This window comes from Salinivibrio sp. IB574 (genome assembly GCF_001996205.1).
In the GTDB taxonomy this organism is placed as follows: domain Bacteria; phylum Pseudomonadota; class Gammaproteobacteria; order Enterobacterales; family Vibrionaceae; genus Salinivibrio; species Salinivibrio proteolyticus.
In genome coordinates, this window is sequence record NZ_MUFN01000011.1 from 63,600 (window position 1) to 88,319 (window position 24,720).

Sequence of the window (24,720 nt, forward strand, 5' to 3'; positions counted from 1 at the left end):
TTCAGCGGACTTGGCTCCTTGAAGTTTGAGGCTGGACATCTCGCCGCCTTCAACCAACCATCCTTGTTGCCGCGTGCAAACGTGATGTGTTTGCGTGTTCCGCCGTTGGACGTTCTAGATTGGGGCTAGCCACACCTTGTTGCTAACCATAAGAGGAAAATAAGGGATTGTGGCACCCTCAAACTATGACGGTGTTCACTTATTTTACCAACGCCATCCAAGCAAAACTAGATTTTACCGTTTCTGTTGAAATACACACTGTTGCCCACCAGCACCAATCGCAAAGATGGAGAATACTTAGCCGGTTAAGAAAAGAAACGCTCCACCACCCACTGGTAACCAATGCCTCCCAAATAGACACCGACAATCCCCATTATTCCTGATAAAACCGGTGGCGCTGGGATAGGGAGTTTAATCGCACTGAATAACACCCCGACCAAAAAACCTGCCACAAGCGCCAGTAAGACTTCCTGCATAGTATTTCCTTATTTTGTTGATAGATATCGCACTAACTAAGTATGGTCATCACAAATAAAAACGCCACACAGTCTCCTGTGTGGCGTTTTTGATGACACATGGTTGGGGGAAATTAACCCATCATGGTCAAGGTTAGGAACAGACCAGCAATAGTCGCAGACATCAGGTTAGATAGCGTACCTGCCGCAACGGCTTTCATACCAAAGCGTGCAATGTCTGGACGACGGTTTGGCGCAAGGCCACCCAGACCACCCAGCAGGATGGCGACAGATGACAAGTTTGCAAAGCCACACAATGCGAATGAAATGATCGCTTGTGTTTTCTCTGTCATCAGTGCACCTGTTTGCGCGACTAACTGACCGTTTTCACCTAGATACTGGGTGAAGTTCAAGTAAGCAACGAATTCGTTCACAACCAGTTTCTGGCCGATGAAAGAACCGGCAACGATGGCTTCTTCCCATGGCACACCAATCAAGAAGGCAAGCGGAGCGAAGACATAACCTAGGATGAGCTCAAGCGTGATGTCTGGATAACCGAACCAGCCACCGATGCCGCCTAGCATGCCGTTAATCAGTGCAATCAAGCCGATGAATGCCAGTAGCATCGCGCCCACGTTTAGCGCCAGTTGCATACCTGATGATGCACCCGCTGCGGCCGCGTCAATCACGTTCGCTGGCTTATCAACACCTTCAGCAGTTGCATCTGCCATTTGCTCGACAGGCTCTTCCGTTTCAGGCTTGATGATTTTCGCAAACAGAAGACCACCCGGTGCCGCCATAAAGGATGCCGCGATGAGGTACTCAAGTGGCACGCCCATTGATGCATAACCGGCCAGTACACCACCAGCGACAGAGGCAAGACCACCACACATAACGGCAAACAGCTCAGATTGGGTCATACGCGGTACGAATGGACGAATCACCAATGGCGCTTCAGTTTGACCCACAAAGATGTTAGCGGTTGCTGACATGGACTCGGCACGTGATGTACCCAGTGCTTTCTGTAGGCCACCACCCAGTACATTGATCACAACCTGCATGATACCTAGGTAGTAAAGTACGCTGATCAATGATGAGAAGAAGACGATAACAGGCAGAACTTTTAGCGCGAAGACGAAACCGCCACCGCCGAACAGTTCAAACATTTTGCCAGAAACCAGCCCACCGAAGATAAAGCTGATCCCTTCATCACCATAGGCGATGACGTTGGCAACGTATTGTGATGCACCGTACAAAATGTCACGACCCACGTCGACATACAGTACGAAAGCACCGAAAAAGAGTTGGATAGCGAATGCGCCACCCACGGTACGGAGGTTAATCGCTTTGCGGTTATCGGAGAGAAGGACTGCAATCCCCAGCAGCACCATCATCCCTACCACGCTCATCAGCAGGCTCATAGTTTTGGCATCCTCAAAAATAAAAATTGGCGTCTCGACAAAGTGGAATTTGGTTTCCGGGGAGGGATTATACGCATGCAAGTCACATTAAAGTAATATTCCAATCACAGTTCGCTGTAAAACTATTCTGCAATGCATCAATAAGTATGACTTTGATCTACTTTTGTGAGCTTATACGAGTGCAAACGTTTGGCTTTAGACGATAGCGGCTTATTTAAGACTAAACAATCGCTCAGCATTGCCTGATGTTTCAGTCAATAGACGATCTTTATCACAGTCTTTTAACTCACAGAGAACGTCTGCCACCCGAGAAACCTGTGCTGGGGTATTGGCTTTTCCTTGAAATCCTGCCAAAGGCATATCCGGCGCATCGGTTTCCAGTAACAGATGTGAAAGAGGTAAATGTTGAATCGCTTGACGGGTCTTATTGGCGCGCGAATAGGTAATGGTTCCACCTACTCCCAACATCAAACCCGCATCGATAAACTGCTTGCCTTGCTGTGCGCTACCACTAAAGGCATGAAGCACGCCGCGTACCCCCGGATACGCTTTAATCACACGCAATAATTGGTTATGGGATTGGCGACTGTGCAAAATAATGGGTAAGTCATAACGGCGAGCCAGCCATAACTGCCCTTCCAGTAAGGCTTGCTGGCGCTGCTTCATCTCTACGGTATTCGCGACAAAATAGTCTAAACCCGCTTCGCCCACCGCCACGCAAGATAGCGGCCGTGATACCAGCGCGTCTTCTAATGCGGTAAGACTCGAGTCGGTGTGCGTGTCGACAAAACAAGGATGCAGCCCAAGCCCGGCATAGATGCCAGCAAAGCGCTCCGTCAACGCTAACACCGCCTGCCAGTTTTGTTCACTCACGCTGGGCACTATCATCCGCGTGACGCCCACCTCACGTGCCGCTTGCCAATATTGCGCTGGCGCTTGGTTAAACGGAGGAAAATCAAAATGACAATGGGTATCAATCATGCTTGTCAGTGCGATTTATCTGAGTATGTGATTCGCGTTTTACCGGCACGCAACTGCGCCGGTTTTCAGGAGTGAGTCCCATGCGTTGGCACCAGGCATCATAACGCGCTACCCACCTTTTGATGGCCAAAGCTAGCTTCATCGCTGTCCTCTTGAGAGTAAAATGCCGTCCCTATACAGACGGCATTATAGAAGGTTTGCCTCTCACCCGCAGGGAACGAACCTGCTCCCCTACATGAGTGCGATGCCTTTGGCATCAACCCGCTTACTTAGTGCTCACGCGTTGCCCGCAATTGAATGTCCGGGAAACGCTCTTGGGTCAGGTTGAGGTTGACCATGGTCGGTGCGATATAGGTAAGATTGTCACCACCATCCAGCGCGAGGTTGGCTTGGTTTTTACGCTGGAAGTCGTCGAGTTTTTTCTCATCCTCACATTCAACCCAACGTGCAGTCGCCACGTTAATCGACTCATAAATCGCATCAACGTTGTATTCCGCTTTCAAGCGTGCCACCACCACATCAAACTGCAGCACACCAACCGCACCAACGATAAGATCGTTCGATTGTAGCGGACGGAAGACCTGTACCGCACCTTCTTCCGAAAGCTGGACCAGACCTTTAAGCAGCTGCTTTTGACGCAAAGGGTCGCGCAAGCGAATGCGGCGAAACAGTTCAGGCGCAAAGTTAGGGATCCCAGAAAACTTAAGATCTTCGCCTTGTGTAAAGGTGTCCCCAATTTGGATAGTGCCATGATTGTGCAAACCAATAATATCGCCGGCGTAAGCATCTTCAGCTCGCGCGCGATCACCCGCCATAAAGGTCACGGCGTCAGAGATATTAATCTGTTTGCCCAAGCGCACATGCTTTAACTTCATACCTTGCTGGTACTTACCGGATACCACACGGACAAAGGCAATTCGGTCACGGTGACGGGGATCCATGTTGGCCTGAATCTTAAAGACGAAGCCGGTGAATTTTTCTTCATCGGCATTAACGACACGATCTGGCGTCGGACGAGAGAGTGGTTTCGGCGCCCAAGCCGTCAACCCATCCAACATATGATCGACACCAAAGTTACCCAATGCCGTACCAAAAAAGACCGGTGTTAAATCGCCACTGAGAAACAGATCGCGATCAAATTCGTGCGATGCCCCCATGACCAGCTCGAGCTCATCACGCAAGTCTTGCGCAATATCAGCACCAATTGCTTCATCCAATTCAGGGTTATCCAACCCTTTAATGATGCGCGCTTCTTGAATGGTGTGACCTTGGCCAGACTGATACAAGATGCTTTCATCACGATGAATGTGATACACCCCTTTAAACCCTTTACCACAACCAATTGGCCATGACACTGGCGCACAGGCAATATTGAGCTCACTTTCTACTTCATCCAGCAGCTCCATCGGATCGCGAATATCACGGTCCAATTTGTTCATAAAGGTAATGATCGGGGTATCGCGCAAACGCGTAACTTCCATCAACTTGCGAGTACGATCCTCAACACCTTTTGCTGCGTCAATCACCATCAAACAGGAGTCAACCGCGGTGAGGGTTCGATAGGTATCTTCCGAGAAATCCTCGTGCCCTGGGGTATCAAGCAGGTTGACCAAACAGTCATTGTACGGGAACTGCATCACCGACGTGGTCACGGAGATCCCCCGCTCTTTCTCCATATCCATCCAGTCAGATTTTGCATGGTGGTTAGAGCCGCGCCCTTTGACCGTCCCGGCGGTTTGGATCGCACGTCCGAATAGCAGGACTTTTTCAGTAATCGTGGTTTTACCCGCATCCGGGTGCGAGATAATCGCAAAGGTGCGTCGTTTATCAACTTCCTGTTGCAGCGGTGTATTAGACATAGCAAGTTATCTTCTTGATTTATTCAGGCGGCAATCAGGCGCCAACTGAGGGGGTTAATCACAAAGGGAACGTATTTTCGCTGATCTTGTAGCCAGCTTCAATTCACAAATCTGACTTGGCACTGTTATCTGTGTTCGTTAGGGTCAAGATTGCTTGCCAAACACATCACAAATGTTGCCAATTGCACGCAGCGTGGTGTCGTTATTGGTGAAGCACGTGTATAATTAGCGCCACTTTCAGTTGTGACACAGTCAACGAAGTCGACCATCCGGTCGCGGCTATTGACAACACATTGCACGTCCGCCCGCGAGACAAGCCCTCAGTGTGTTGCCATTAGTCGCGATGGTGAACAGCTGAAAGCTTACATTTAGCTCGATAAATCGGATGATTTATCTCCTCAGCAACAAGGAAACATTCTGTGAATCCAATCGTAAAAACATTCCAATACGGCAACCATACCGTGACGTTGGAAACCGGTGTGATGGCTCGCCAAGCCACCGGTGCGGTAATGGCAAGCATGGACGATACCTCAGTATTCGTCTCTGTCGTCGGTAAAAAAGAAGCGGCAGAAGGCCAAGGCTTCTTCCCACTGACCGTGAACTACCAAGAGCGTACTTACGCGGCAGGTAAAATCCCAGGTGGTTTCTTCAAGCGTGAAGGTCGTCCTTCAGAGTCAGAAACCCTGACAGCACGTTTGATTGACCGCCCTATTCGTCCGCTTTTCCCTGACTCGTTCAAAAACGAAGTTCAAGTGATTGCGACCGTAGTATCGGTAAACCCAGCTGTTAGCCCAGATGTGGTTGCCATGCTAGGTACCTCTGCGGCACTGGCGATTTCTGGTATCCCATTCAATGGCCCAATCGGTGCAGCACGTGTTGGTTATATCAACGATGAGCTGGTATTGAACCCAAGCGAAGCAGAGCTGGACAACAGCCGTCTTGACCTTGTGGTTGCCGGTACTGAAGGCGCGGTGCTGATGGTTGAATCTGAAGCCGATCGCCTAAGCGAAGAACAAATGCTGCAAGCGGTGATGTTTGGTCATGACCAACAACAAGTCGCTATCAACGCTATTAAAGAGTTCGCCGCGGAAGTTGGTACCCCTGCGTGGGATTGGCAAGCACCAGAAGTGAATGCTGCCCTGCAAGCGCGTGTCGCAGAAATGGCGCAAGGCCCACTCGCACAAGCGTACCAAATCACTGAAAAAATGGCGCGTTATGAGCAAGTCGGTAACGTGAAGCAAGAGGTGGTTGCCGCTCTGCTTGAGCAAGACGAGACCCTCGACGAGCGTGAAATCCTCGATATGCTTGGCGACCTAGAGAAAAAAGTCGTGCGTAGCCGCATCATTGCCGGCGAGCCACGTATCGATGGCCGCGAAAAAGACATGGTTCGTGCGCTAGACGTACGTACCGGTGTGCTACCTCGCACACACGGCAGCGCGTTGTTCACGCGTGGTGAAACGCAGGCGCTGGTGACCGCCACACTGGGTACCCAACGTGATGCACAGATCATCGACTCAATCATGGGTGAGCGTCAGGACAGCTTTATGCTGCACTACAACTTCCCTCCATACTGTGTCGGTGAAACCGGTTTTGTCGGTTCACCAAAGCGTCGTGAAATCGGCCATGGCCGTCTCGCGAAACGTGGTATCGCTGCGGTAATGCCAAGCCAAGACGAATTCCCATACACCGTCCGTGTGGTCTCTGAGATCACTGAGTCAAACGGCTCATCGTCAATGGCGTCGGTATGTGGTACCTCTCTGGCACTGATGGACGCCGGTGTACCGGTGAAAAAATCAGTCGCGGGTATCGCGATGGGTCTGGTTAAAGAAGGGGACGATTTTGTCGTACTTTCTGACATCCTCGGTGATGAAGACCACCTTGGCGACATGGACTTTAAAGTCGCGGGTACCGATGACGGTGTGACTGCACTGCAGATGGACATCAAAATCGAAGGTATCACCAAAGAGATCATGCAAATCGCCCTGAACCAAGCAAAAGGTGCGCGTCTGCATATCTTGGATGTGATGGATCAAGCGATTGGTTCAGCACGTGATGATATCTCTGAGTTTGCTCCACGTATTCACACCATCAGCATCAACCCAGATAAGATCCGTGATGTGATCGGTAAAGGTGGCGCGGTGATCCGTCAGCTAACCGAAGAAACCGGCACCACAATCGAAATCGATGACGACGGTACGGTGAAAATTGCTGCAACTGATGGCGCGGCGGCACAAGATGCGATTTCTCGTATCGAAGCCTTGACCGCTGAAGTGGAAGTGGGCCGCATCTACACGGGTAAAGTCCAGCGTATCGTTGATTTCGGTGCGTTCGTGTCTGTGATCGGTGGTAAAGATGGCCTGGTACACATCTCGCAAATCGCAGATCAGCGCGTTGAGAAAGTCTCTGACTTCCTCGAAATCGGCCAAGAAGTCGAAGTGAAAGTGCTAGAGATCGACCGCCAAGGTCGTATCCGTCTAAGCATGAAAGAAGCGGCTTCGGATAAAGCAGCCACTGAGGCTGCACCTGCCGATGATGCACCTGCAACTGACGCTTAGAGTCTGATTGTAATTCATGCTATAAAGGGGGCCGTGGCCCCCTTTTTTTATATGGAGACGCACCGTCATGACCGTTTTTTTGAAGTCGCTGGTCATTGCAGGCCTTTTACTACTCACAGGCTGCACTAGTCAGTGGACTTTCCCGCCCATGGCCGTGCCATTGCAACCCACGTTGCAACAGGAAGTGCATCTTGCCCGTATTGACCAACTACTCGCTCGCGACGATCTGAGCGACGATGCGCGCGCCCAACTCCACTATGAGCGCGGTTTGCTGCACGACAGCCTCGGAATGCGCGATCTGGCACGGCTCGATTTTAATCAGTCACTCTCATTAAAGCCGGATCAACCCGATGTGTTTAATATTTTGGGCGTCTATTTCACCCAAACCGGTCACTACGATGCCGCATATGAAGCGTTTGACTCTACCTTAGAGCTAGATAACACACACACGTATGCCGAGCGCAATCGTGGTATCGCGCTTTACTATGGTGGACGCTACCGCCTCGCCTATCAGGATCTTCTCACCCATTACCAAGACGACGTGGACGATCCTTATCGAGTGATTTGGCTGTATTTGGTGGAGCGCGACTGGAAAGGCGATGACGCGGCCAAAACACATTTAGCCGATCGGATAGAAAACAGCGACCAACTGGATTGGGGATGGCAATTGGCGCGGATGTTTTTGGGCAAGGTAAGCGAGCGAGAATTGCTGGAACAATTGGCCACTCAAGCGAGCGATAACCAAGTGCTGGCGGAGCGTTTATGCGAAGCCTATTTTTATCTGGCCAAACACTATCAGTACCTTGGCAATCAAGACAAAGCGGTTGCACTATATAAGTTGGCCATGTCTGGCAATGTGTATGCCTTTGTCGAACACCGCTATGCCCTACTGGAGCTCAATCGTATTGCCTATCATCAATCCCAGCAAAACGACGAATAGCGCAAACCAATAACCGCCTTGTATAGGCGGTTATTTGATCTGGTTAGTCTGTAGGAGCGGGTACGGTTTGGGGTGGCTGCTTACGAGGCTTACTTTTTTGTAATAGCTTTTCAAATTCTCGCCGCGGCATGGGCGAGTGAAAATAATATCCCTGAATGGTGTCACAGTTTAAATTAGTCAGCACCGACGCTTGCTGGCGCGTTTCTACCCCTTCTGCTACCACCGTCATCTCCATGGCCCGCCCAAGGTTGATAATGCTTTCCACCAAGGTCACTTGCTTACTCAACGCATCCATATCGTGAATAAACGCGCGATCAATTTTCAACTCATCCAGCGGAAAACGCGCTAAGTAGGATAACGAGGAATATCCGGTTCCGAAGTCATCGATAGACAAGGCAAAACCCAGCTCTTTGATTGCATTGAGCATCTGCATAGCATGGGTATCGTCGTTCATCACCGCACTTTCTGTAAGCTCAAACGTGATGTCTTCGGGATTTGCGCCGGTTGCGCGCAGCAGTTTTTCCATATGCTCGGTCAGTTTAGGATTACGAAACTGCTCCGGAGAAAGGTTGATAGCGACGCGGCCGGGCAAGACATCATGAAGACGCCAACGACGCACATTTTGAAACACCTCTCGCATTACATTTCGGCCCAGTTGCTCAATCAAGCCACACCGCTCTGCGACCGGAATAAATCGCGCAGGACTGATGTATCCTTCGACTGGATGCTTCCAGCGCACCAGGGCTTCCGCCCCGTTGACGCGGTAATCGCTCGCGTTGACTTTTGGCTGATACCACACTTCTAGGCCATTATTTTGTAATGCTTTTTGCAGTTCAATCTCAAGCCATAGCCGCATCCGAGCTTCTTTGCTCATTTGGTCGTTATAGGCGACTACGCGGTTTCGGCCGCGCTCTTTCGCCTCATACATGGCAGTATCGGCGTTTTGCAGTAGGCTGCGTGCATCTTTGCCATCTTCTGGATAGCGTACCAACCCGACAGAGCACGCCAAGTACTTACTAAAATGGTGCAGTTCAAACGGCTGACTTATCACAGAGACCACTTTTTCCGCAAGCTGATCAGGCGCGTCATCGGTCGCCGGCTTGGGCAGAATAATTGCGAATTCGTCGCCACCCAGATGACCCACAATGGTGTCTGGTGACAGTAAACGGCGTAAGCGTTGGGCTATATCTTGTAATACCCGATCGCCAATATGGTGACCTAATGAGTCGTTGATATTTTTAAAGTTATCTACGTCAAGGTACAGCATGGCTAAGGGTGTATCGCTGGCTATCAAGCCATCCAACTCACGACTAAAGCCATGACGGTTATACAATCCAGTTAACGCATCCGTGTACGCCGAATGGATCATCGCCGCAGGTTGTGGCTCAGCCACGACAGCCTGGGTATGCAAACGCACCATATGCGCGTTTTTACCTAGGATGTGAATAGGTGCACAAGACACTTCGATGGGTGTTCCCGTGTTGGCAAGCACACACGGGATGCTTTGATGGCCTTCAGGCTGTGAAAGCATGGCGACGAGGGACTGATTAGAATCTGCGGGACGCAGGAAGGTCGATAACGACTCACCCAATAAGGCGTCTGCGCTGTCAACACCGAGGCGTTCCACTGCCATGGGATTTGCAGAGAGGATCAGTTCGTCTTCTACCAAACAGCAGCCGTCATCAATCAACTCACTCAAGCGGTAAAATTTTTCTTCGGCTTCTTCAAGGGCACTTGCAAGCACCTGCCGCTCTGATGTGTCAGCAGCATGAATGACCACATACGGCAGCCCTTTGCTGTCTCGATGCTCATTAAGCGGGGCGACACTAAAATGAAAACTGGTACTGTGATAGCCATCAGACACCACCACTTCCCCTTCAGTGCTTTTCCCTCGCCGCGCTGACTCGTAATGCGGCTTTACCGCAGCATAAAACTGTTCCCCGAGCGTTTGCCGGTCGTTCGCCCCCGCCAAGGCATCCAATGAGACCCCAGTTAAATCCGCATATCGCTGATTGGCATAGAGGTAACAATCGTCACTATCGAGAATGGCAAAAAGAAACGGACTGCTGTCGGTTAAGCGGTAAAACCAATCGGTTAACTGCGAAATTGGCATGGATGGCTCACATCTTCCTCGGTACAGGTGCCGACCAACGTGTCGTGGCGAAAAATTCGTCTCACATGTTAGACACTTTTTATTAGCTTGTCAGTAGCACTCTATGTGGAGCTGCTGTAGCGTTCAAGCTTTTAACACTATATACCGCACATCAATCTGTAAAAATAGATAAGGTGCTCAAAATCAGTCATTGGTGTTGAGTTTGCAGCGAAAGTGCGCAATTTGTTGCTTAACAATACAGACTGTGAGCGTCGATATACTAGAACCTTGTTCGCACAGTGCTTGCACCGGATCGGGAATCCGTTATCCTGACCGCATCATTTGTCATCTAGGCCTTTCGCTATGTTAATCCGCTCAGAAGCGCCCGCCGATCTGGTTCGCCTCGATCAATGGTGGCGAGATACACTCGCTAACCCTCAGCAAGCTGATCAGTTGCAACAATGGCGAGAGCAAGGGCTGATCACGCTGTCACTGGTCGCTACGGATGATATGGGCAGCACGCTGGGACACATTGCCGTCGTGGATGCACAATCCGAGGATAATGCGCAACTTATCGCGGTTTGGTTTAGCCCCGACCCTGAATTGATTGCACCCCTTTTAGATGAGGCAGAATCCGTCTTGTTTGAACTTGGCTATTGTCAGCTTAAAATTGCGCCGAGTCCTCAAGCGGCCAATGCTGAATTTGCGCCGATTTCGACCGACAAGCATTGGTGGTACAAGCAACTCGCTGCCGCCACCGTTTAACGAGCACTCGATATGCTGACCGATATTCAACGTTTACAAGCCATGGGTTTATCCGTCTGGCAACTCCGCCATCCTGAGCTTTACGGCCGTGAACAGGAAGTTATCCAACTTCCCGACAACTGCCAGCTATTGCTGGTTTGCGACGATCCTCTCAGCGAGCAAGATGCGTGGTTATTTGGCAATATCTTAAAAAGTATGAAGCTTGACGCTGATAAGACGAGGCAACTGCCCCACGCTGCGCTCGCAGCACTCGGCGATCACCACTTGGTCTGGTGTTGGTATATTGGCGAGCCGGAAGTCTTGATTGACGGTGTGCGCACACTCCGCTCTCTCCCCTTGGCACAGATGCATGATAACCCTGCGGCAAAACGCGATTTATGGCGTCAGATCTGCCAATATGACTGATTACACGCTCCAGCCTATCGACGATAAGCACCTGAGCGATATCGTACGTATTGAACAGGCCGTGCATATCGCGCCTTGGTCCAAGACACAGCTTGCACCGGCTCAGGGGCGCTTCGATCACCACTATGCGTTAGTCAACCAAGATGATCAGATCATCGGTTATTTTTACACGCGTTGCGTCGCTGGCGAAGCAGAGCTTTTAAACATTGCCGTTGACCGACCTTTTCAAGGTAAAGGCGTCGGTCACCAGCTGATCATCTTGCTAAAAAAGACACTCGTTGCTGCAGGCGCGAACACCTTGTGGTTAGAAGTGCGACAAAGTAACCGTGGTGCACGGGCGCTGTATCAAAAACAGGGATTTGAGCTGATAAGCCGCCGAGCAAGCTATTACCCCTGCCCGGATGGCACCACGGAAGACGCACTCATTATGCGCGCTCAGCTTGGCAATGACGCGGACTGAGAAAGGTTGTCCAGTTGAACCGGTGGCAATATATAGCCTTGGTAACCATGACAGCCCAGTTGATGAAAATATTGGTGCTGATCAGATTGCTCAATGCCCGTGGCAATGACGCGTATCTCTTGCGCCGCGGCAATATTGATCAGCATACGGATAAAGACATCATCCACATCGCTCGACGGCTGACCAAAGCCAATATCGAGTTTGACATAATCGGGCTCAATATCGTGGATATAATTCACGTTGTCCATATCACGGCCAAAATGGTCAATCCCCACGTCAAACCCATGCTCTCGGATCATCTTAAACAGGGTTTGGCATGCCGCAATGTCGACCTGCACCGCTTCCTCTGCAACCTCGAACGCAAGCTTATCTGACAAGTAGGTTTTTAATAAGTAGTTGGCTAACCAGTCATGGAACGCGGTACTTCTCACACTCTCTACCGTCAGGTTAATGGCAAGTTTGTCCGAGTCTGGATGCGCTTTAATGTACTGATCGGCGCGTGTCAGCACATGACGGTCAAATTCTTCACCCAGCGCGTACATTTCAATACGATTGAGCAGCTGCCCAGCAGACAACCAAGCCTCATCCACCCACAAATGGGCATAGACCTCTTGGTGCCAGTTGGTTTGATTATCACGATGTCTCACTGGCTGAGCATACAGGGTGAGCGGATTTTTATTGAGTGCATCAAGCAAAATGTTGCGCCACTGCTCTCGGGTTCGACTATCGGCATTCGCATGACTAGGCCAATGGTAAACCTCACTGCGTCGCTTCGCTTGCTGCAAAGCGTTATCCGCTTTGGCCAGTAACGACGCCGCATCATCGTCTTGTGTTTTCGCTACACCAATATGAAAACCTTGATTCGCGGGCAAGGAAATGTTTTCCAGCTCTTGGTTAACCACACGCAGTAAGCGCTGTAGATAAGGACGAATATCCCCCTCATCAACACTGGTCAGGAGAATGGCAACTTCGTTGTGGCTTAGACGTGCAACCAGTTTGTGTCTCTCAGCTAACTCACCGTGACTTAAGGCTTCACCCAGCAACCGCCAGCATTGATCGCGATATTGATAACCATACCGTGCGCGCAGGCGTGATAACCATTCGGTCTCAATTAACAATAAAGTGCAGTTCACATCGTCTTTAATAAAACTTTGCAACTGATGTTGGAAGTAACCTCGATTCGGTAAACGAGAGACGGGATCGATCATCAATTTATCGCGTAAACGCGATAGCTCTTCTTGCTGGCTTTTATGGACCCGAGCTACCTGCTGACCCGCGAGATTAAAGGCCTGCAATAAGGCTTGCAGATCTTTGACGCGCGTTCTCGACTTAGCGGGTTGATAATCACCTCGCCCTAACGCGTTTAAGCGCGTGTCCAGTTCCGCCAAAGGAGTGGTCACGCGCCGAAACATAAAGGATGCCGCAAAAGGGATCACCGCACACATGGCCGCAAGCAGCGTCACCAGTTGCGACATGCGATTCCAAAGCGCCTCAACCGCAGGGAGTGGGCTGACCTCCACCGTAACTCTCGCTAATTGGGTCCAGCCATTACTGACTGATACTGTTTTCGACGCTGACTCAATGCCGGATAAATGCACAAACCAACTAGGCGTTGCGATCGCTCTTGCATCCGCCTGCCAAAGTTGTCGTTGTCCAGAAAGCATCGGCATCACCGATACCGACTTAACTTGGGGAGCCGCCATAAAATGCGCCACGAGCTGGTTGAGCCGCTCGTTGTCGCTTTGTTCAATAATGGGTGGCAGTGCCTCGGCCATCGCTGCACTGAGTAAACTGACTTGCTGTTGCTGTTCATTTTTCAGTTGGGTTATACCGAGCTGAAAAGCGACCGCCGCCGTCGCTAACGCAGTTAGCAAAGCGGCGGCGACAACAAACAGGACAACACGTTGATGTAATGTCATGCTTTCTCTTTTAGATCATTCTCTAAGGCGTCTGCTCTGAAGAATAAATTGTCCAGCGCATATGGGTTGAGCCATGCTCACCAGTGACATGAGCAATCACTCTTCGGTTCACTTCATTAGCGTAGTCGTTTTCTTGGTCAATCAACGGACGCGACTCACCATAGCCGATAGCCTCAATACGAGCAGCAGTAATCGCAAACTGTCGCGTCAATACGTCCGCAATAGCTTGAGCACGACGTTGTGAGAGTGCGAGGTTGTACTCTGCCGACCCCACTTTACTGGCATGTCCCTCAATCACCACCTGAGTATTCGGGTAGCGCTGCATAAAGTCAGCCAAGGTTTGGATATCGGTATATTGTGAGACATCCACATCAGCGGAATCGGTGTCAAAATGCACGTTTAACTCAAACGACTCACTGGTTTGCAATTGCTCAGGACAGCCGTTGTTGTCAACCAAGGCACCGTTTGGCGTTTGCTCGCATTGCTCACGGGCAGAAATCACACCATCATAATCGGCGTCGCTCAAATCTTGGCTTTGCGCAATGGTGGTTGGCATTGTATCCACCGCTTGCGGTGCGCAGCCGGCAAGAAGCATGACGGCAAATCCCGCGATATAAAACTGTTTCATTGGCTGTCCTCCTGCTTGAGAGTCCAATACATCCAACAATGTTCGTGCATTTAGGCGAAACTCCTCACGGTAAGCATCGCGGGTATCGGTAGCCGCTTCAACATGTTGGCGCATAAAGTCACGTTGCTGCTCAAGGTACGTACGCGCGTTCCAAGCGAGGGTTGCCCCTTCAATCACGTCCCGATGTGTCATTTCATTAATCTCTCGCGCTTCAATGGTTTGATACGCCGTTTGCCGTTCACGCGCACGGTCCGCGCCCCCATTAAACAGGTTATAGCGCATGCGTAACATCGCTTGGACGTTATTGTTCTCAGGACCAACGTCAGGCGGGCCCGCCCCATCTTCCCCACCAACGTTTTCGTTCCAATTTGCCGCCACTTCAACATTTAAAGTCGGCAAATACGCAGCGCGCGAACCATCTCGCGCAGCATTGGCCGCTGCAATATCGGATTGCGCAGCATGAATACGTGGGTGCTGTTCGAGGGCAATATCTAGCATGGCTTCTAGCGTGCGCGGCAGCAACTCAGCATCAGGCATCGGCAGGCGCAATGCTTCAGGTGACTCGCCAACCATTTTGGTAAAGCGACTTTGTGCATCAGCAAGATTGTTACGAGCTGACATCAGGTTTGCATTGGCTCTCGCTAAACGCCCGGTGACCTGAGAGAGATCACTGGCTTTGGCAAACCCGCCCGCATTGCTCTCCGCAATAGCATCATAGATTTCTTGGTGGTTTTGTAAGTTCTTCTCTGCCAAGGTCACTACTTGCTCTGCAATCAATACATCAAGGTAAACGCGAGAGACCTCTAGAGCCTTATCCTCGGCAGTAGCGACCATTGCCCACTGCTCCGCCGTCGCTTCATTTTGGGTGCGATCGACTTCGTTTTGGGTACGAAAACCGTCAAATAGCATTTGCTGAAGAGAGACACCCAGTTCACGCCGTGTTAGATCCACTTCATCATCGGTGGTGGTATCACGCCGTGTCGCGGGGGAGTCGGTACGCTCCCAACCGATCCCAGCCGTCGCATCGAGCTTGGGATAATAACCGGCTTTCGCTTGATCAATGGCTTGCTCACTGGCTTTATAGCGGGCAAACGCTTGACGAATCTGAGGATGTGATTCGAGCGACTGGGCAACCGCTTGCTCCAGTGTCTGTGATAAAACAGCAGGCGAACTTAGCCCTAACATCAAGGCTATGGCAGTCACACGCTTTTTAAATACCACGTGTGGTAAGTGCAGCATGTTGTTTCTCCTATTTTTAATTAGCGCTCGCGGAGCGCATTTTCTTTTGCTCGCAGTATCGGGTTAAGTAAGTACTCAATCACCGTCCGCTTGCCGGTTATAATATCCACTGACGTTAACATGCCTGGTATGATGGGCATGGGTGTCCCATCTTTCTTAGTGAGATGGGAAGAATCCGTACGTATTCTCACTAAGTAAAAACTGTTGCCTTCTTCATCTTGCGTTGTATCGGCGCTAATGTGCTCGACAGTCCCTTCCAATCCGCCGTAACGGGTAAAATCATAGGCTGTGACTTTCACGACAGCAGGTAAGCCGGGATGCAAAAAGGCGATATCTTTAGGCAAGATTTTCACCTCTACCAACAATTGGTCTTCGGTGGGGACAATTTCAATCACGTCTTCACCGGGTTGCACCACACCACCGAGGGTATTGATGTGCACTGTCTTTACCGTGCCGTTCACCGGTGAGGTGATCACCGCTTTATCCACTTTGTCTTGCGCACCAACGGTCGCTTCCGTCAACCGAGACAGCCGTGCTTCCATTTCGCTCAGCTTGCCACGTGTTTCACTGATAAACTGAAGCGCGGCCTCTCGTCGCTTTAGTATGGCCTCATCCAACGCCGCTTTGATTTTAGGTCGAGACAGCTTCAGGTTTGTTAACTCACCTTCCATATCATTGATCTGTCGCTGGAGTTTGAGAAGTTCCACTTCTGAGACAATGCGCTTTTCGACCAGTGGACGTGTGATATTGATCTCACGTTGCATGATTGTCATGCTGTTATTGAGTGTTTTTATCTTAGAGGCGACTTCTTGAAGCTCTTGGCCTTTTTGGACAATCTGACGCGCTTGTATCTCTAGCTGGTTACTCAAGCTATCTAATCGGCTGCGATATTCAGACTTTTGGCGAGCCACCAAATTGGGTTTTCGGCTAGTGAGGGTATCGGGGAAAGTGATCGTTCTGGGTTCAATCACAATTTGCTGTTGCCAAGGCTGGCTGGCGGGCAACAGTGATACGCTATCGAGTTCGTGATACATCCGAGTCACCGCGGCACGAAGGCTATCCACTTCTTGCTCTTGCTGGGCAAGATCTGAGCGGAATCGGGTATCATCAATCCGTGCCAACGGCATGCCCTTCTCGACGAGCTGGCCTTCATCAACGAACATGGCCTGAAGGATCCCTCCATCCAAGCTTTGAATCAGCTGAACATGAGACGACGGGATCACTTTACCACTGCCACGAGTGACGCGATCCAGCTCAGCAAAAGATGCCCAAACGATAAAACTCGCGACCAACAGGAGTGCTCCCCATACCACTGCGCGATAACGCAATGGTGCATCTGTCATCATCGCACCATAAACATCATCGATCATATCTAGATCTGTATGACGGTCTTTTTTAATTAACCGCTTGATCATGATGCATTTCCTTTATTGAGCTTACTGAGCACCTGATCTCTGGGTCCATCCATGACCACGCGCCCTTTATCCATCACAATCACACGCTTAGCCAGTTTAAGCAGCGCCATATTATGCGTCACCATGATCAGTGTTCGCCCACGCGCCGCCACTTGCATGGCTTTAATGAACTGGTTTTCGGCATGGGCATCTAGGCTTGCGGTCGGCTCATCCATAATCAACATCGGTGGCTCATTGAGCAATGCTCTTGCTAAGGAGACCGCTTGGCGTTGACCTCGGGACAGCCGTTCGCCTCGCTCACCGACTTGTTTGTCTAGCCCTTCATGATCTTGTGCGGTAAATAAGCTCACACCAGACAGCTGCACAGCACGCATCAATTGGTGTTCGGTCACTTGCCGCGTACCAAACATTATGTTTTCACGGATAGTGCCATGAAACAGGGCCACATCCTGTGCGAGATACCCAACGTTTCGACGCAGATCAGCTGGGTGTATTTGCCGGCTATCAACCCCATCAAAGCGTAAGCTCCCTTGCTGCGGCTGAAATAGGCCAGCTAATAGTTTGAGTAAGGTGGTTTTCCCTGAGCCGTTTTTGCCCAAAATCGCAATGACTTCCCCTGGCTGAACACGGAAGTTTAATGGATAAAGCGCTGGACGTTCAGATTCAGGGTAATTAAACGCCAAGTTGTCAGCACTGATCTCACCTTTTAAGCGTTTGCGACTAACGAGATGGCCTTTTTCTGCAAACTCATCTTCTTGCTCCATCATGGCATTAAGCTGACGAAGCGAGGAACTGGTTTGATTCCAGCGACTGAGCAGGCTCGCCATCTGTGCCATTGGCGACACGGCGCGGCTTGAAAGCATCACCGCCGCAATAATTCCGCCCATGGAAATATCACCATCAGCGACACGATACACCCCTAAAATCACCACCGCGATAGCCATCATTTGGGTCACAAATGTCGCGGTATAGGAGATGTTGTTGGTGATTTGCTTAACTTTAAAGTTCCAGTTAGCCGTGTGTGCGGTCATTTGTTGCCAGCTACGCTGCACAATACCTTCAGCAACATTAGACTTAATCCCTTCTAACGCCGAGAGGCTTTCGATTAAGTGTCCGTGTCGCTCTGATGCATACTTGTTGCTCTCTTCGATGGCCGCTTTTAGTTTGGGCTGAACCGAAATGGTATAAGCCAATATGATAAAGCCCGCAAGCACTGGCACTATCGCTAAGTCCCCCGCAACGAGATAAATCACCGTAATAAAAAATACTGCAAAGGGAAGATCGACAAGCGTGGTTATCGTGGCTGAGGTCAACATATCTCGCACAGCATCAAACTCACCCAACTGTTTTGCGGTTGCCCCCACACTGGCTCCTCGATTGACCAAAGGGGTTCCCATCAGCCGCGCAAATAAACGAGATGACACAATAATGTCGACCTTTTTTCCTGCGACATCAATCATGTAAGAGCGAAGTTTTCGCATTAAAAAGTCAAAACAATACGCTAGCGTCGCACCGCTTGCGAGCACCCACAGTGACTCAAACGCAAGGTTAGGAACCACTTTGTCATAGACATTCATGACAAATAAAGGAGAGACAAGCGCGAAAAGGTTTACCAAAATGGAGGCTAATAACGCATCTCGATAGATAGGTGCTGCGTCTTTTACCGTCTGCCAAAACCAGTGGATCTTGGTGTCGTGCAAATGCAGATCTACAGATTGATCACCGCGGTACTGACGTTTAATCAGAAAACAGTAACCAACATACATGGCCTCAAGCGCCTCAAGCGCAATGGTCTCTTCCCCAGCATTTTCAGGCAGTTGAATAAGTGCCGTGCCCGCATCACTATCTATTTCACGCAATACACAGGCTTTTTGGTCAGAGAGCAACAGAACACAGGGCAACAAGAGCGCGCCGACATTATCCAGATTACGTCGAGACAACCGAGCAGCCAGACCCGCTCGACCCGCGGCTTGTGGAAACATGTCCGGGGTAAGCAAGGCATTAGTCATCGGTAGTCCCGCGACCAACGCATCACCAGAGCAAGGGGTGCCATAGTGCTCAGTCAATAACACTAAGCAATCAAGCAAAGGATCGTCTGTGGGTTGCTCACCGGGCGCAATTCGCCATTGTGCAGTTTGACTATTGTTAGAAGGGTCAGTCACTTACGTCTCTCTTTTGACCGAAAATGAGCAGGCAGCGACATGATAGCCGCTGCCTGGTAGGGATTACCAGTCGGTATCGATCCGAATATCATCCAGTGCATCATGATTTGACGTTACTGAGATTGAACCATCGCTATGCTTATCGATCGTTAATGCCCCTCTTTCGCCATCAATCAGCGTGTTGATCACGACCGTTCCTCCTTCCATTTTGACATTGCTCAGCTCAATGGTCTGATCAGCATCTGCCCTGTTGTGATAATCGAACTTCAACGTCACATCGACAGTACCGTCATTGTCGCTATCGTCACTGACCGTAACACTAAAACGACTGAACTCGCCGTTAACAGAATCACCTTTGAACAAGTCATTTAGGTTCAATGTATCTTCTGCGGAGAAGTCACTGATCGTATCGGTATATTCATGACCATTTTGTGAGTTCACATCAGCCATCGACCAAGAGAAAGTATCCGCGCCATCAGAGCCGGTCAGCATATCGCTGCCACGACCACCGATTAGAACATCGTCACCTTCACCACCACGGACATTATCATCGCCACCTCCGGCATCAATGACATGATTATCCGTCACCCGCCAGTCGGACACAAACTCTGACATCCGGTGCGTCTCAGGCCCGTCAATAGTAAAGCTTTCGTCGTTAATGACGACTTTTTCAGACCCACTTAAACCGACATTCAATGCTAACCAACCACTGTCTGCACTCTGCAACATATCAATTTGATCGACACCATCACCGGTTTCTATCGAATGATTTTGTGGCTCAGGCACGTTTGCTGGCTGAACAGAAAACTCACCGGTTGCCGAATCACCATCGCCATCCACGACTTGGTATGAGAAGTCGATATCAGCATCACCTTCTGGCGTTTGCACGACTTGATATTGATAGAACTCCCATTTTCCTGTCGCTGGAGTCAACTGAACTTCAAAGACCAATGCACCGTTTTCATCAGTTGCAATGAGGCGATTATTACCATCAGAACGGGTTGTAATGGCTAACCCTTCAGCGGTGCGCAATCCATCCTCAAGGCCTGTGATCTTGAGAGAGCCTAGTCCATCGGCGCCAGCGTGGTATTGCAATGTACCATCAGCAACAGCAATCGCTTGTTGATCCGATGCGCCGGTGAAAGTTATCGACTTGACGGTTAGGTCACTATTATCTGGGCCATTTCGGTTTCCATTGTCAGTGGCCTCAATAGTAATTTGGTCAAAGCCACCTTCCTGAATATCAAAGTTCTTCGCATAGTCACCACTGGCCTCATCGGAGGTGAATGCCTTTTCAGCAATAAGCTGCCCATCACGATAGAAGCGCACAATGCCTGACTCGAGCTCTCCGCCATACATTTTTGAGAACTCAATTTGAGCGCCGTAAGCCACTTTGCCATTTAATGAGAAAATGAGCTGTTCGGACACACCTTGGCCTGTTTCCGTGATGCGATATTCGATCTCATTGGATAACGGATGACCGTGTTCGTCAGGATTACTTGGCCATGGCCAAGGAGTAGGCGAAGACCCGCTATCAACACCGATACCATCAGACGATAGATTCACCTTATCGTATTCAAGTTGTGTGTTGTAATCATTCGCAAACCCGAGCGCGGTCACCGTAACATCACCAAAGGTGACACTATCTCCCGAACCTTGCCCAGTAAACGAGACTTTGCCAGTAAGTACATCAGGGATGTCTTGCAACTCGACTGGAATAGCCTCTGCCGCTGTCGTTTCAGGGCTATCATCCTCAACAGTAACACTCAACGGCTTACTCAAGCCCGTGTGGTTGTCATCACTCACAACAACATTGATAGGAAGCGCGAGTGTATCTTCTGTCTGTGAGTCTGAATGATCGAGCGATCCATGCAACTCGACGTCATAAGTCCATACTTCGTTTCCGGGAGTAGGCTCATTAAGTGCAATGGAAACAACAGGGTTTGTGGTGCTCGTATACCCGATTAAGCGATTTGTAGATGCATCCCATGTCCAGGCTACCGCTTCACCGTTAGAGGTCAAACCGCTGCCGCCGGCAAGTGCGACGGTCACATTACCCACGCCTCCCGTCACAGCGAACTCGCCCGATACCGATGGGCTATTGGTCGTATCTGTGCCCGTTGGAGCGCTATCGGCGTTCCCACCATCCAGCCCCTCTTCGGACACATTAACACCCGAGCCAATGGTAATCACAGGCGCGAAACTTTTCACAACTGAATCATCAAACCATTGACTACCGTTTACATTCGTAGCGACGTTACCATCTTGGTCGATAAATGATGCAAACGCTTCAATGTCGCCATCTTGTAGATTACTGACATCAATACCACTGATGGTAAACAGGCCATTCTGTCCAGAAAGAGTAAGCGCATTTGCGTCAAGCTCTCCATTGATGACGTTAATACGTGGACCGTTATGATCCCAGACCAGTTGCAGTTCAACATCTGAATCATTGCCTGAACTATCTCGCAAGGCAATTGTACTGGTTCCAGCCGTAACCCCTTCACCAAAATCGACTGTTATTTCAGCCGTTTCTGAATTGGTGATCACGTCATCGCCATCGTTCTCCGTGCTGTCCGTAATGACAATATTAGGTAAACGTATATCACTAGGATCTTCGCCATCTTCACCACCATACTGAGTATCGAGTACGGCGCTGTCGCTGCCTGGTTCTGATGTATTGCCGATCTGATCTTCCAGTTCTGCAGTCACGGTGAGGGTTTCACCTTCCGCCGGGGCATCGAACGAAGTTGCTACGCTACCGTTGTCGATGTCGGCCTCGACCAACACGATCTCGTTGGTCGTGGTGCCATCGCTGACGCGGATGGTGTCGCCCACAGAGGCCCCAAGAGGCAGACCGACAATCACATCAACGTCACCATTCAGTTCATTGGCAGTGATAACACCATCATCGTTGGCGTCTTCACTAATAGTCACTGTTGGCGTGAAGAGTTCATCAATATTTTTTTCATCACCATCAATATTGATTGTCTCGAAATCACGAAGCTCGATACGATCTCCGGTATCACTGTTTTCGACGATGAGATAACCATTAGTGTCTTTACTAAAAGATAAATGACCAACACGAGTATTGAACACAGCTTTATCAGTACCCGCCCCACCATCAATCACCAATTGATCGTTCGCATCATCGGTAATGATATTAACCGTATCGTTACCTTTACCGGTTAGGACATAATCATCCCCTGTTTCGGTATTTGCATTCGCCCAACTACCGTGCCAGTAATGCACTGCCTCTGATGGCTCACTCTGATTGCCCGCATCGTCACTCTGTACGGCTTCTAAACGTACATTGTCATTCGTATCGATGCCTTCGATACCCTCGAGCTCAACGGCCCAAGAGCCGTCCGCTGCCACTGTGACTTGAGCAAGAGGCGCTCCACTCTCACCTTCGAAGTAAATCGAAATGGTTGCTCCAGGTTCACCCGTACCGTGCATAGTGACGTCGCTGTAATCACTACCCGCGGAGTCATCAGTAATATTGGTGATGATTGGAGTGTCTGGGGCCGCCGTATCTAGGATTGTGGTGTCGGTGACATCGCCGGTGTTGCCCGCCTTGTCCGTCACGTTCATGGTCACCGTCAAGGTGCCATCCGCTAACCCTGACAAGTCTTGACCTGTCACGGTCACGGCGCCTGTCTCTGCGTTCACCGTGATGTCGTCTGCGTCAACCGTGATTTCTTTCGCTGGCGTGCTGCCATCGCTGATCACGATGCTGTTGACCGTGCTGCCCACTTCGACCTGACCACTTAAGGTCACGCTGTCCGCTTCGTCTTCGCTCACCAACTCATCGCCGCCATCGTCGAACGCGATGCGGTTGCTGCCATCACCGGTGTCTGGGGCCGCCGTATCTAGGATTGTGGTGTCGGTGACATCGCCGGTGTTGCCCGCCTTGTCCGTCACGTTCATGGTCACCGTCAAGGTGCCATCCGCTAACCCTGACAAGTCTTGACCTGTCACGGTCACGTTGCCATCACCATCCACGCTGATGTCGTTCGCATCCACGGTGATGTCGGCCGTGTTGGCGTCGCCGTCGCTGATCACGATGCTGTTGACCGTGCTGCCCACTTCAACCTGACCACTTAACGTCACGCTGTCCGCTTCGTCTTCGTTCACCAAGTCATCGCCGCCATCGTCGAACACGATGCTGTTGCTGCTATCGCCACCTTCGCCTGGGGCCGCCGTATCAACCGCATGCTCTGATGAACCGATGCTCTCTACCGTATTGCCCGCGGCATCCGACGAGCTCACTGTGACTTCAAACTCGGTGTCCGCGGCCAGATCGGCACCCGCCACATCCACTGTCCAGTTGCCACTGCCATCCACGGTGGTGGTGTACTCGTTACCATTGATGGTCATGGTCACCACATCGCCTTCGCTGATGTCGCCACCTGTCGCCGTACCGGTCACCGTGATGGGCTCGCCTGCTTCTTGCGCGTTGATCACGTCATCGCTGGTGATGTTATCTACGCTGACCGTGCCGGCGTCTGCGCTGGTATCAATTTCCGCACTATCACTGCCTGGCGCGGAGGTGTTACCAGAAGTATCGGTAATGGTGGCGTCTACGGTGAGGGTTTCACCGTCTGCGGGAGTATCAGGGAGGGTCACGACGACAGAGCCGTCGGTAATATTATCGTCTGTCAGGGTGAAGGCTTGTCCATTCACCGTTAACACATCGCCCGGATTAGCGTTAGTACCCGTTAAATCGATAGATACACGAATACCGTCGCCAATTTCTTGGCTGCTAATCACACCATCATTGTTTGCGTCATTGAGGATGGTCACACCTGGCGCGTTGGGTGCCGTTGCATCAACGAAGCGTCCAAAGCCGTCTTCTTGGTTAGTGCCAATCGCACCTGCGTTGTTAGCAATCGAGTCAGAGTCAAATCCAGAGCTTGCGATGGTCTCGCTTCCATCACGCGCAATGTTGACATAGCTCCACGAGCCACTTCCGGTCGCGTCTTGTCCCGCAGCCGTCGCCTGATCTTCTTGAATGGTGATCTCGCCTTCACCGTCAAGGATTTGCTGTTGAATGTCTGCGATTTCGTCTTGGACGTCTTGTGGTAATGCGTCAAAAAGAGAGTCCGACGATTCACTCTGTGGTTCAATCATAAGCTGTGTCCCGTCACTCAAGGTGATAACGGTGTCACTGCTATCCGGCAAGCCAAGCTGGGTTCCCGACGGGAGCGTAGCCCCTTCGCTGAGTGTGGTCAGTTCACCATTGACTAAAACACGACCACTGCCTTGAATTGTGTCGATTGTAACGTTGCGAGAGAGCGAGATTGATTTCATAGTACGAGACTCTTTAACCGAGAAAAGTGTGAGACGCATTCAAAATATCTATTACCTCAGATTATCTAAGCATATAGATACAGATGGAAGTGATTTTAACTAGAAATGTGC

General features: G+C 50.5%; 15 protein-coding genes. 5 read left to right on the top strand and 10 right to left on the bottom strand.

The features are described from left to right. Positions 1-305: 305 nt before the first annotated feature. From BZJ17_RS06950 to prfC, 4 genes are all read right to left on the bottom strand, one after another. Positions 306-476, bottom strand: coding sequence for a XapX domain-containing protein (locus tag BZJ17_RS06950; protein ID WP_077640220.1), 171 nt, complete (start codon positions 474-476; stop codon positions 306-308). Between the two features lie 113 nt (positions 477-589). Continuing rightward, positions 590-1,876: a NupC/NupG family nucleoside CNT transporter gene (locus tag BZJ17_RS06955; RefSeq protein ID WP_077479901.1), complete on the bottom strand. Its 1,287-nt coding sequence runs from the start codon at positions 1,874-1,876 to the stop codon at positions 590-592. Positions 1,877-2,086: 210 nt separating this feature from the next. After that, a complete protein-coding gene (locus tag BZJ17_RS06960) occupies positions 2,087-2,857 on the bottom strand; it encodes a TatD family hydrolase (protein WP_077640221.1) in 771 nt (256 codons plus the stop codon). Positions 2,858-3,126: 269 nt separating this feature from the next. After that, the gene (gene prfC, locus BZJ17_RS06965; protein WP_077640222.1) at positions 3,127-4,716 is read right to left on the bottom strand and encodes a peptide chain release factor 3; all 1,590 of its coding nucleotides are present in this window, start codon (positions 4,714-4,716) and stop codon (positions 3,127-3,129) included. Positions 4,717-5,135: 419 nt separating this feature from the next. On the opposite strand from prfC, the gene pnp reads away from it, so the two are divergent. Together pnp and nlpI are read left to right on the top strand one after the other, a co-directional pair. Next, positions 5,136-7,271, top strand: a complete 2,136-nt coding sequence (gene pnp, locus BZJ17_RS06970; protein WP_077640223.1) for a polyribonucleotide nucleotidyltransferase — start codon at positions 5,136-5,138, stop codon at positions 7,269-7,271. Positions 7,272-7,338: 67 nt separating this feature from the next. Then, positions 7,339-8,211: a lipoprotein NlpI gene (nlpI, locus tag BZJ17_RS06975; protein WP_077640224.1), complete on the top strand. Its 873-nt coding sequence runs from the start codon at positions 7,339-7,341 to the stop codon at positions 8,209-8,211. Positions 8,212-8,254: 43 nt separating this feature from the next. On the opposite strand, the gene BZJ17_RS06980 is transcribed toward nlpI, so the two are convergent. After that, positions 8,255-10,324, bottom strand: coding sequence for a bifunctional diguanylate cyclase/phosphodiesterase (locus BZJ17_RS06980; RefSeq protein WP_077640225.1), 2,070 nt, complete (start codon positions 10,322-10,324; stop codon positions 8,255-8,257). A gap of 342 nt (positions 10,325-10,666) precedes the next feature. Between BZJ17_RS06980 and BZJ17_RS06985 the strand changes: the two genes are divergently transcribed. From BZJ17_RS06985 to rimI, 3 genes are read left to right on the top strand one after another with little or no spacing between them, the layout of a single operon-like run. Next, complete coding sequence (locus tag BZJ17_RS06985) at positions 10,667-11,068, top strand: hypothetical protein (RefSeq protein ID WP_077640226.1); 402 nt, start codon at positions 10,667-10,669, stop codon at positions 11,066-11,068. A 12-nt stretch (positions 11,069-11,080) separates the two neighbouring features. Then, positions 11,081-11,473, top strand: a complete 393-nt coding sequence (locus BZJ17_RS06990) for a DNA polymerase III subunit psi (protein ID WP_077640227.1) — start codon at positions 11,081-11,083, stop codon at positions 11,471-11,473. Further along, positions 11,466-11,933, top strand: coding sequence for a ribosomal protein S18-alanine N-acetyltransferase (gene rimI, locus BZJ17_RS06995; RefSeq protein WP_157893171.1), 468 nt, complete (start codon positions 11,466-11,468; stop codon positions 11,931-11,933). The genes BZJ17_RS06990 and rimI overlap by 8 nt, the downstream gene beginning before the upstream one ends. On the opposite strand, the gene BZJ17_RS07000 is transcribed toward rimI, so the two are convergent. The 5 genes from BZJ17_RS07000 to BZJ17_RS07020 all read right to left on the bottom strand — a co-directional run bounded on the left by BZJ17_RS07000 (position 11,909) and on the right by BZJ17_RS07020 (position 24,609). Beyond that, on the bottom strand, positions 11,909-13,852 hold the full coding sequence (locus tag BZJ17_RS07000) for an EAL domain-containing protein (protein ID WP_077640229.1): 1,944 nt from the start codon (positions 13,850-13,852) through the stop codon (positions 11,909-11,911). The genes rimI and BZJ17_RS07000 overlap by 25 nt on opposite strands. A 22-nt stretch (positions 13,853-13,874) precedes the next feature. Continuing rightward, on the bottom strand, positions 13,875-15,719 hold the full coding sequence (locus BZJ17_RS07005) for a TolC family outer membrane protein (protein WP_077640230.1): 1,845 nt from the start codon (positions 15,717-15,719) through the stop codon (positions 13,875-13,877). Positions 15,720-15,739: 20 nt separating this feature from the next. Beyond that, positions 15,740-17,131: an HlyD family type I secretion periplasmic adaptor subunit gene (locus tag BZJ17_RS07010; RefSeq protein WP_198534116.1), complete on the bottom strand. Its 1,392-nt coding sequence runs from the start codon at positions 17,129-17,131 to the stop codon at positions 15,740-15,742. Next, the gene (locus tag BZJ17_RS07015; RefSeq protein WP_069589141.1) at positions 17,131-19,296 is read right to left on the bottom strand and encodes a type I secretion system permease/ATPase; all 2,166 of its coding nucleotides are present in this window, start codon (positions 19,294-19,296) and stop codon (positions 17,131-17,133) included. Before BZJ17_RS07015 ends, BZJ17_RS07010 begins: the two co-directional genes overlap by 1 nt. A gap of 63 nt (positions 19,297-19,359) precedes the next feature. Then, positions 19,360-24,609 (bottom strand): Ig-like domain-containing protein, encoded by a 5,250-nt coding sequence (locus BZJ17_RS07020; protein ID WP_198534114.1) that lies wholly within the window; start codon positions 24,607-24,609, stop codon positions 19,360-19,362. Positions 24,610-24,720 lie beyond the last annotated feature (111 nt).

What these genes read in the sequence shown, in the direction of transcription:
- BZJ17_RS06980 (WP_077640225.1), bottom strand. Translation starts at nt 10,324, where the DNA reads ATGCCAATTTCGCAGTTAACCGATTGGTTTTACCGCTTAACCGACAGC.
- BZJ17_RS06960 (WP_077640221.1), bottom strand. Translation starts at nt 2,857, where the DNA reads ATGATTGATACCCATTGTCATTTTGATTTTCCTCCGTTTAACCAAGCG.
- prfC (WP_077640222.1), bottom strand. Translation starts at nt 4,716, where the DNA reads ATGTCTAATACACCGCTGCAACAGGAAGTTGATAAACGACGCACCTTT.
- BZJ17_RS06985 (WP_077640226.1), top strand. Translation starts at nt 10,667, where the DNA reads ATGTTAATCCGCTCAGAAGCGCCCGCCGATCTGGTTCGCCTCGATCAA.
- BZJ17_RS07000 (WP_077640229.1), bottom strand. Translation starts at nt 13,852, where the DNA reads ATGACATTACATCAACGTGTTGTCCTGTTTGTTGTCGCCGCCGCTTTG.
- BZJ17_RS06950 (WP_077640220.1), bottom strand. Translation starts at nt 476, where the DNA reads ATGCAGGAAGTCTTACTGGCGCTTGTGGCAGGTTTTTTGGTCGGGGTG.
- BZJ17_RS07005 (WP_077640230.1), bottom strand. Translation starts at nt 15,719, where the DNA reads ATGCTGCACTTACCACACGTGGTATTTAAAAAGCGTGTGACTGCCATA.
- rimI (WP_157893171.1), top strand. Translation starts at nt 11,466, where the DNA reads ATGACTGATTACACGCTCCAGCCTATCGACGATAAGCACCTGAGCGAT.
- BZJ17_RS07020 (WP_198534114.1), bottom strand. Translation starts at nt 24,609, where the DNA reads ATGAAATCAATCTCGCTCTCTCGCAACGTTACAATCGACACAATTCAA.
- BZJ17_RS06990 (WP_077640227.1), top strand. Translation starts at nt 11,081, where the DNA reads ATGCTGACCGATATTCAACGTTTACAAGCCATGGGTTTATCCGTCTGG.
- nlpI (WP_077640224.1), top strand. Translation starts at nt 7,339, where the DNA reads ATGACCGTTTTTTTGAAGTCGCTGGTCATTGCAGGCCTTTTACTACTC.
- BZJ17_RS06955 (WP_077479901.1), bottom strand. Translation starts at nt 1,876, where the DNA reads ATGAGCCTGCTGATGAGCGTGGTAGGGATGATGGTGCTGCTGGGGATT.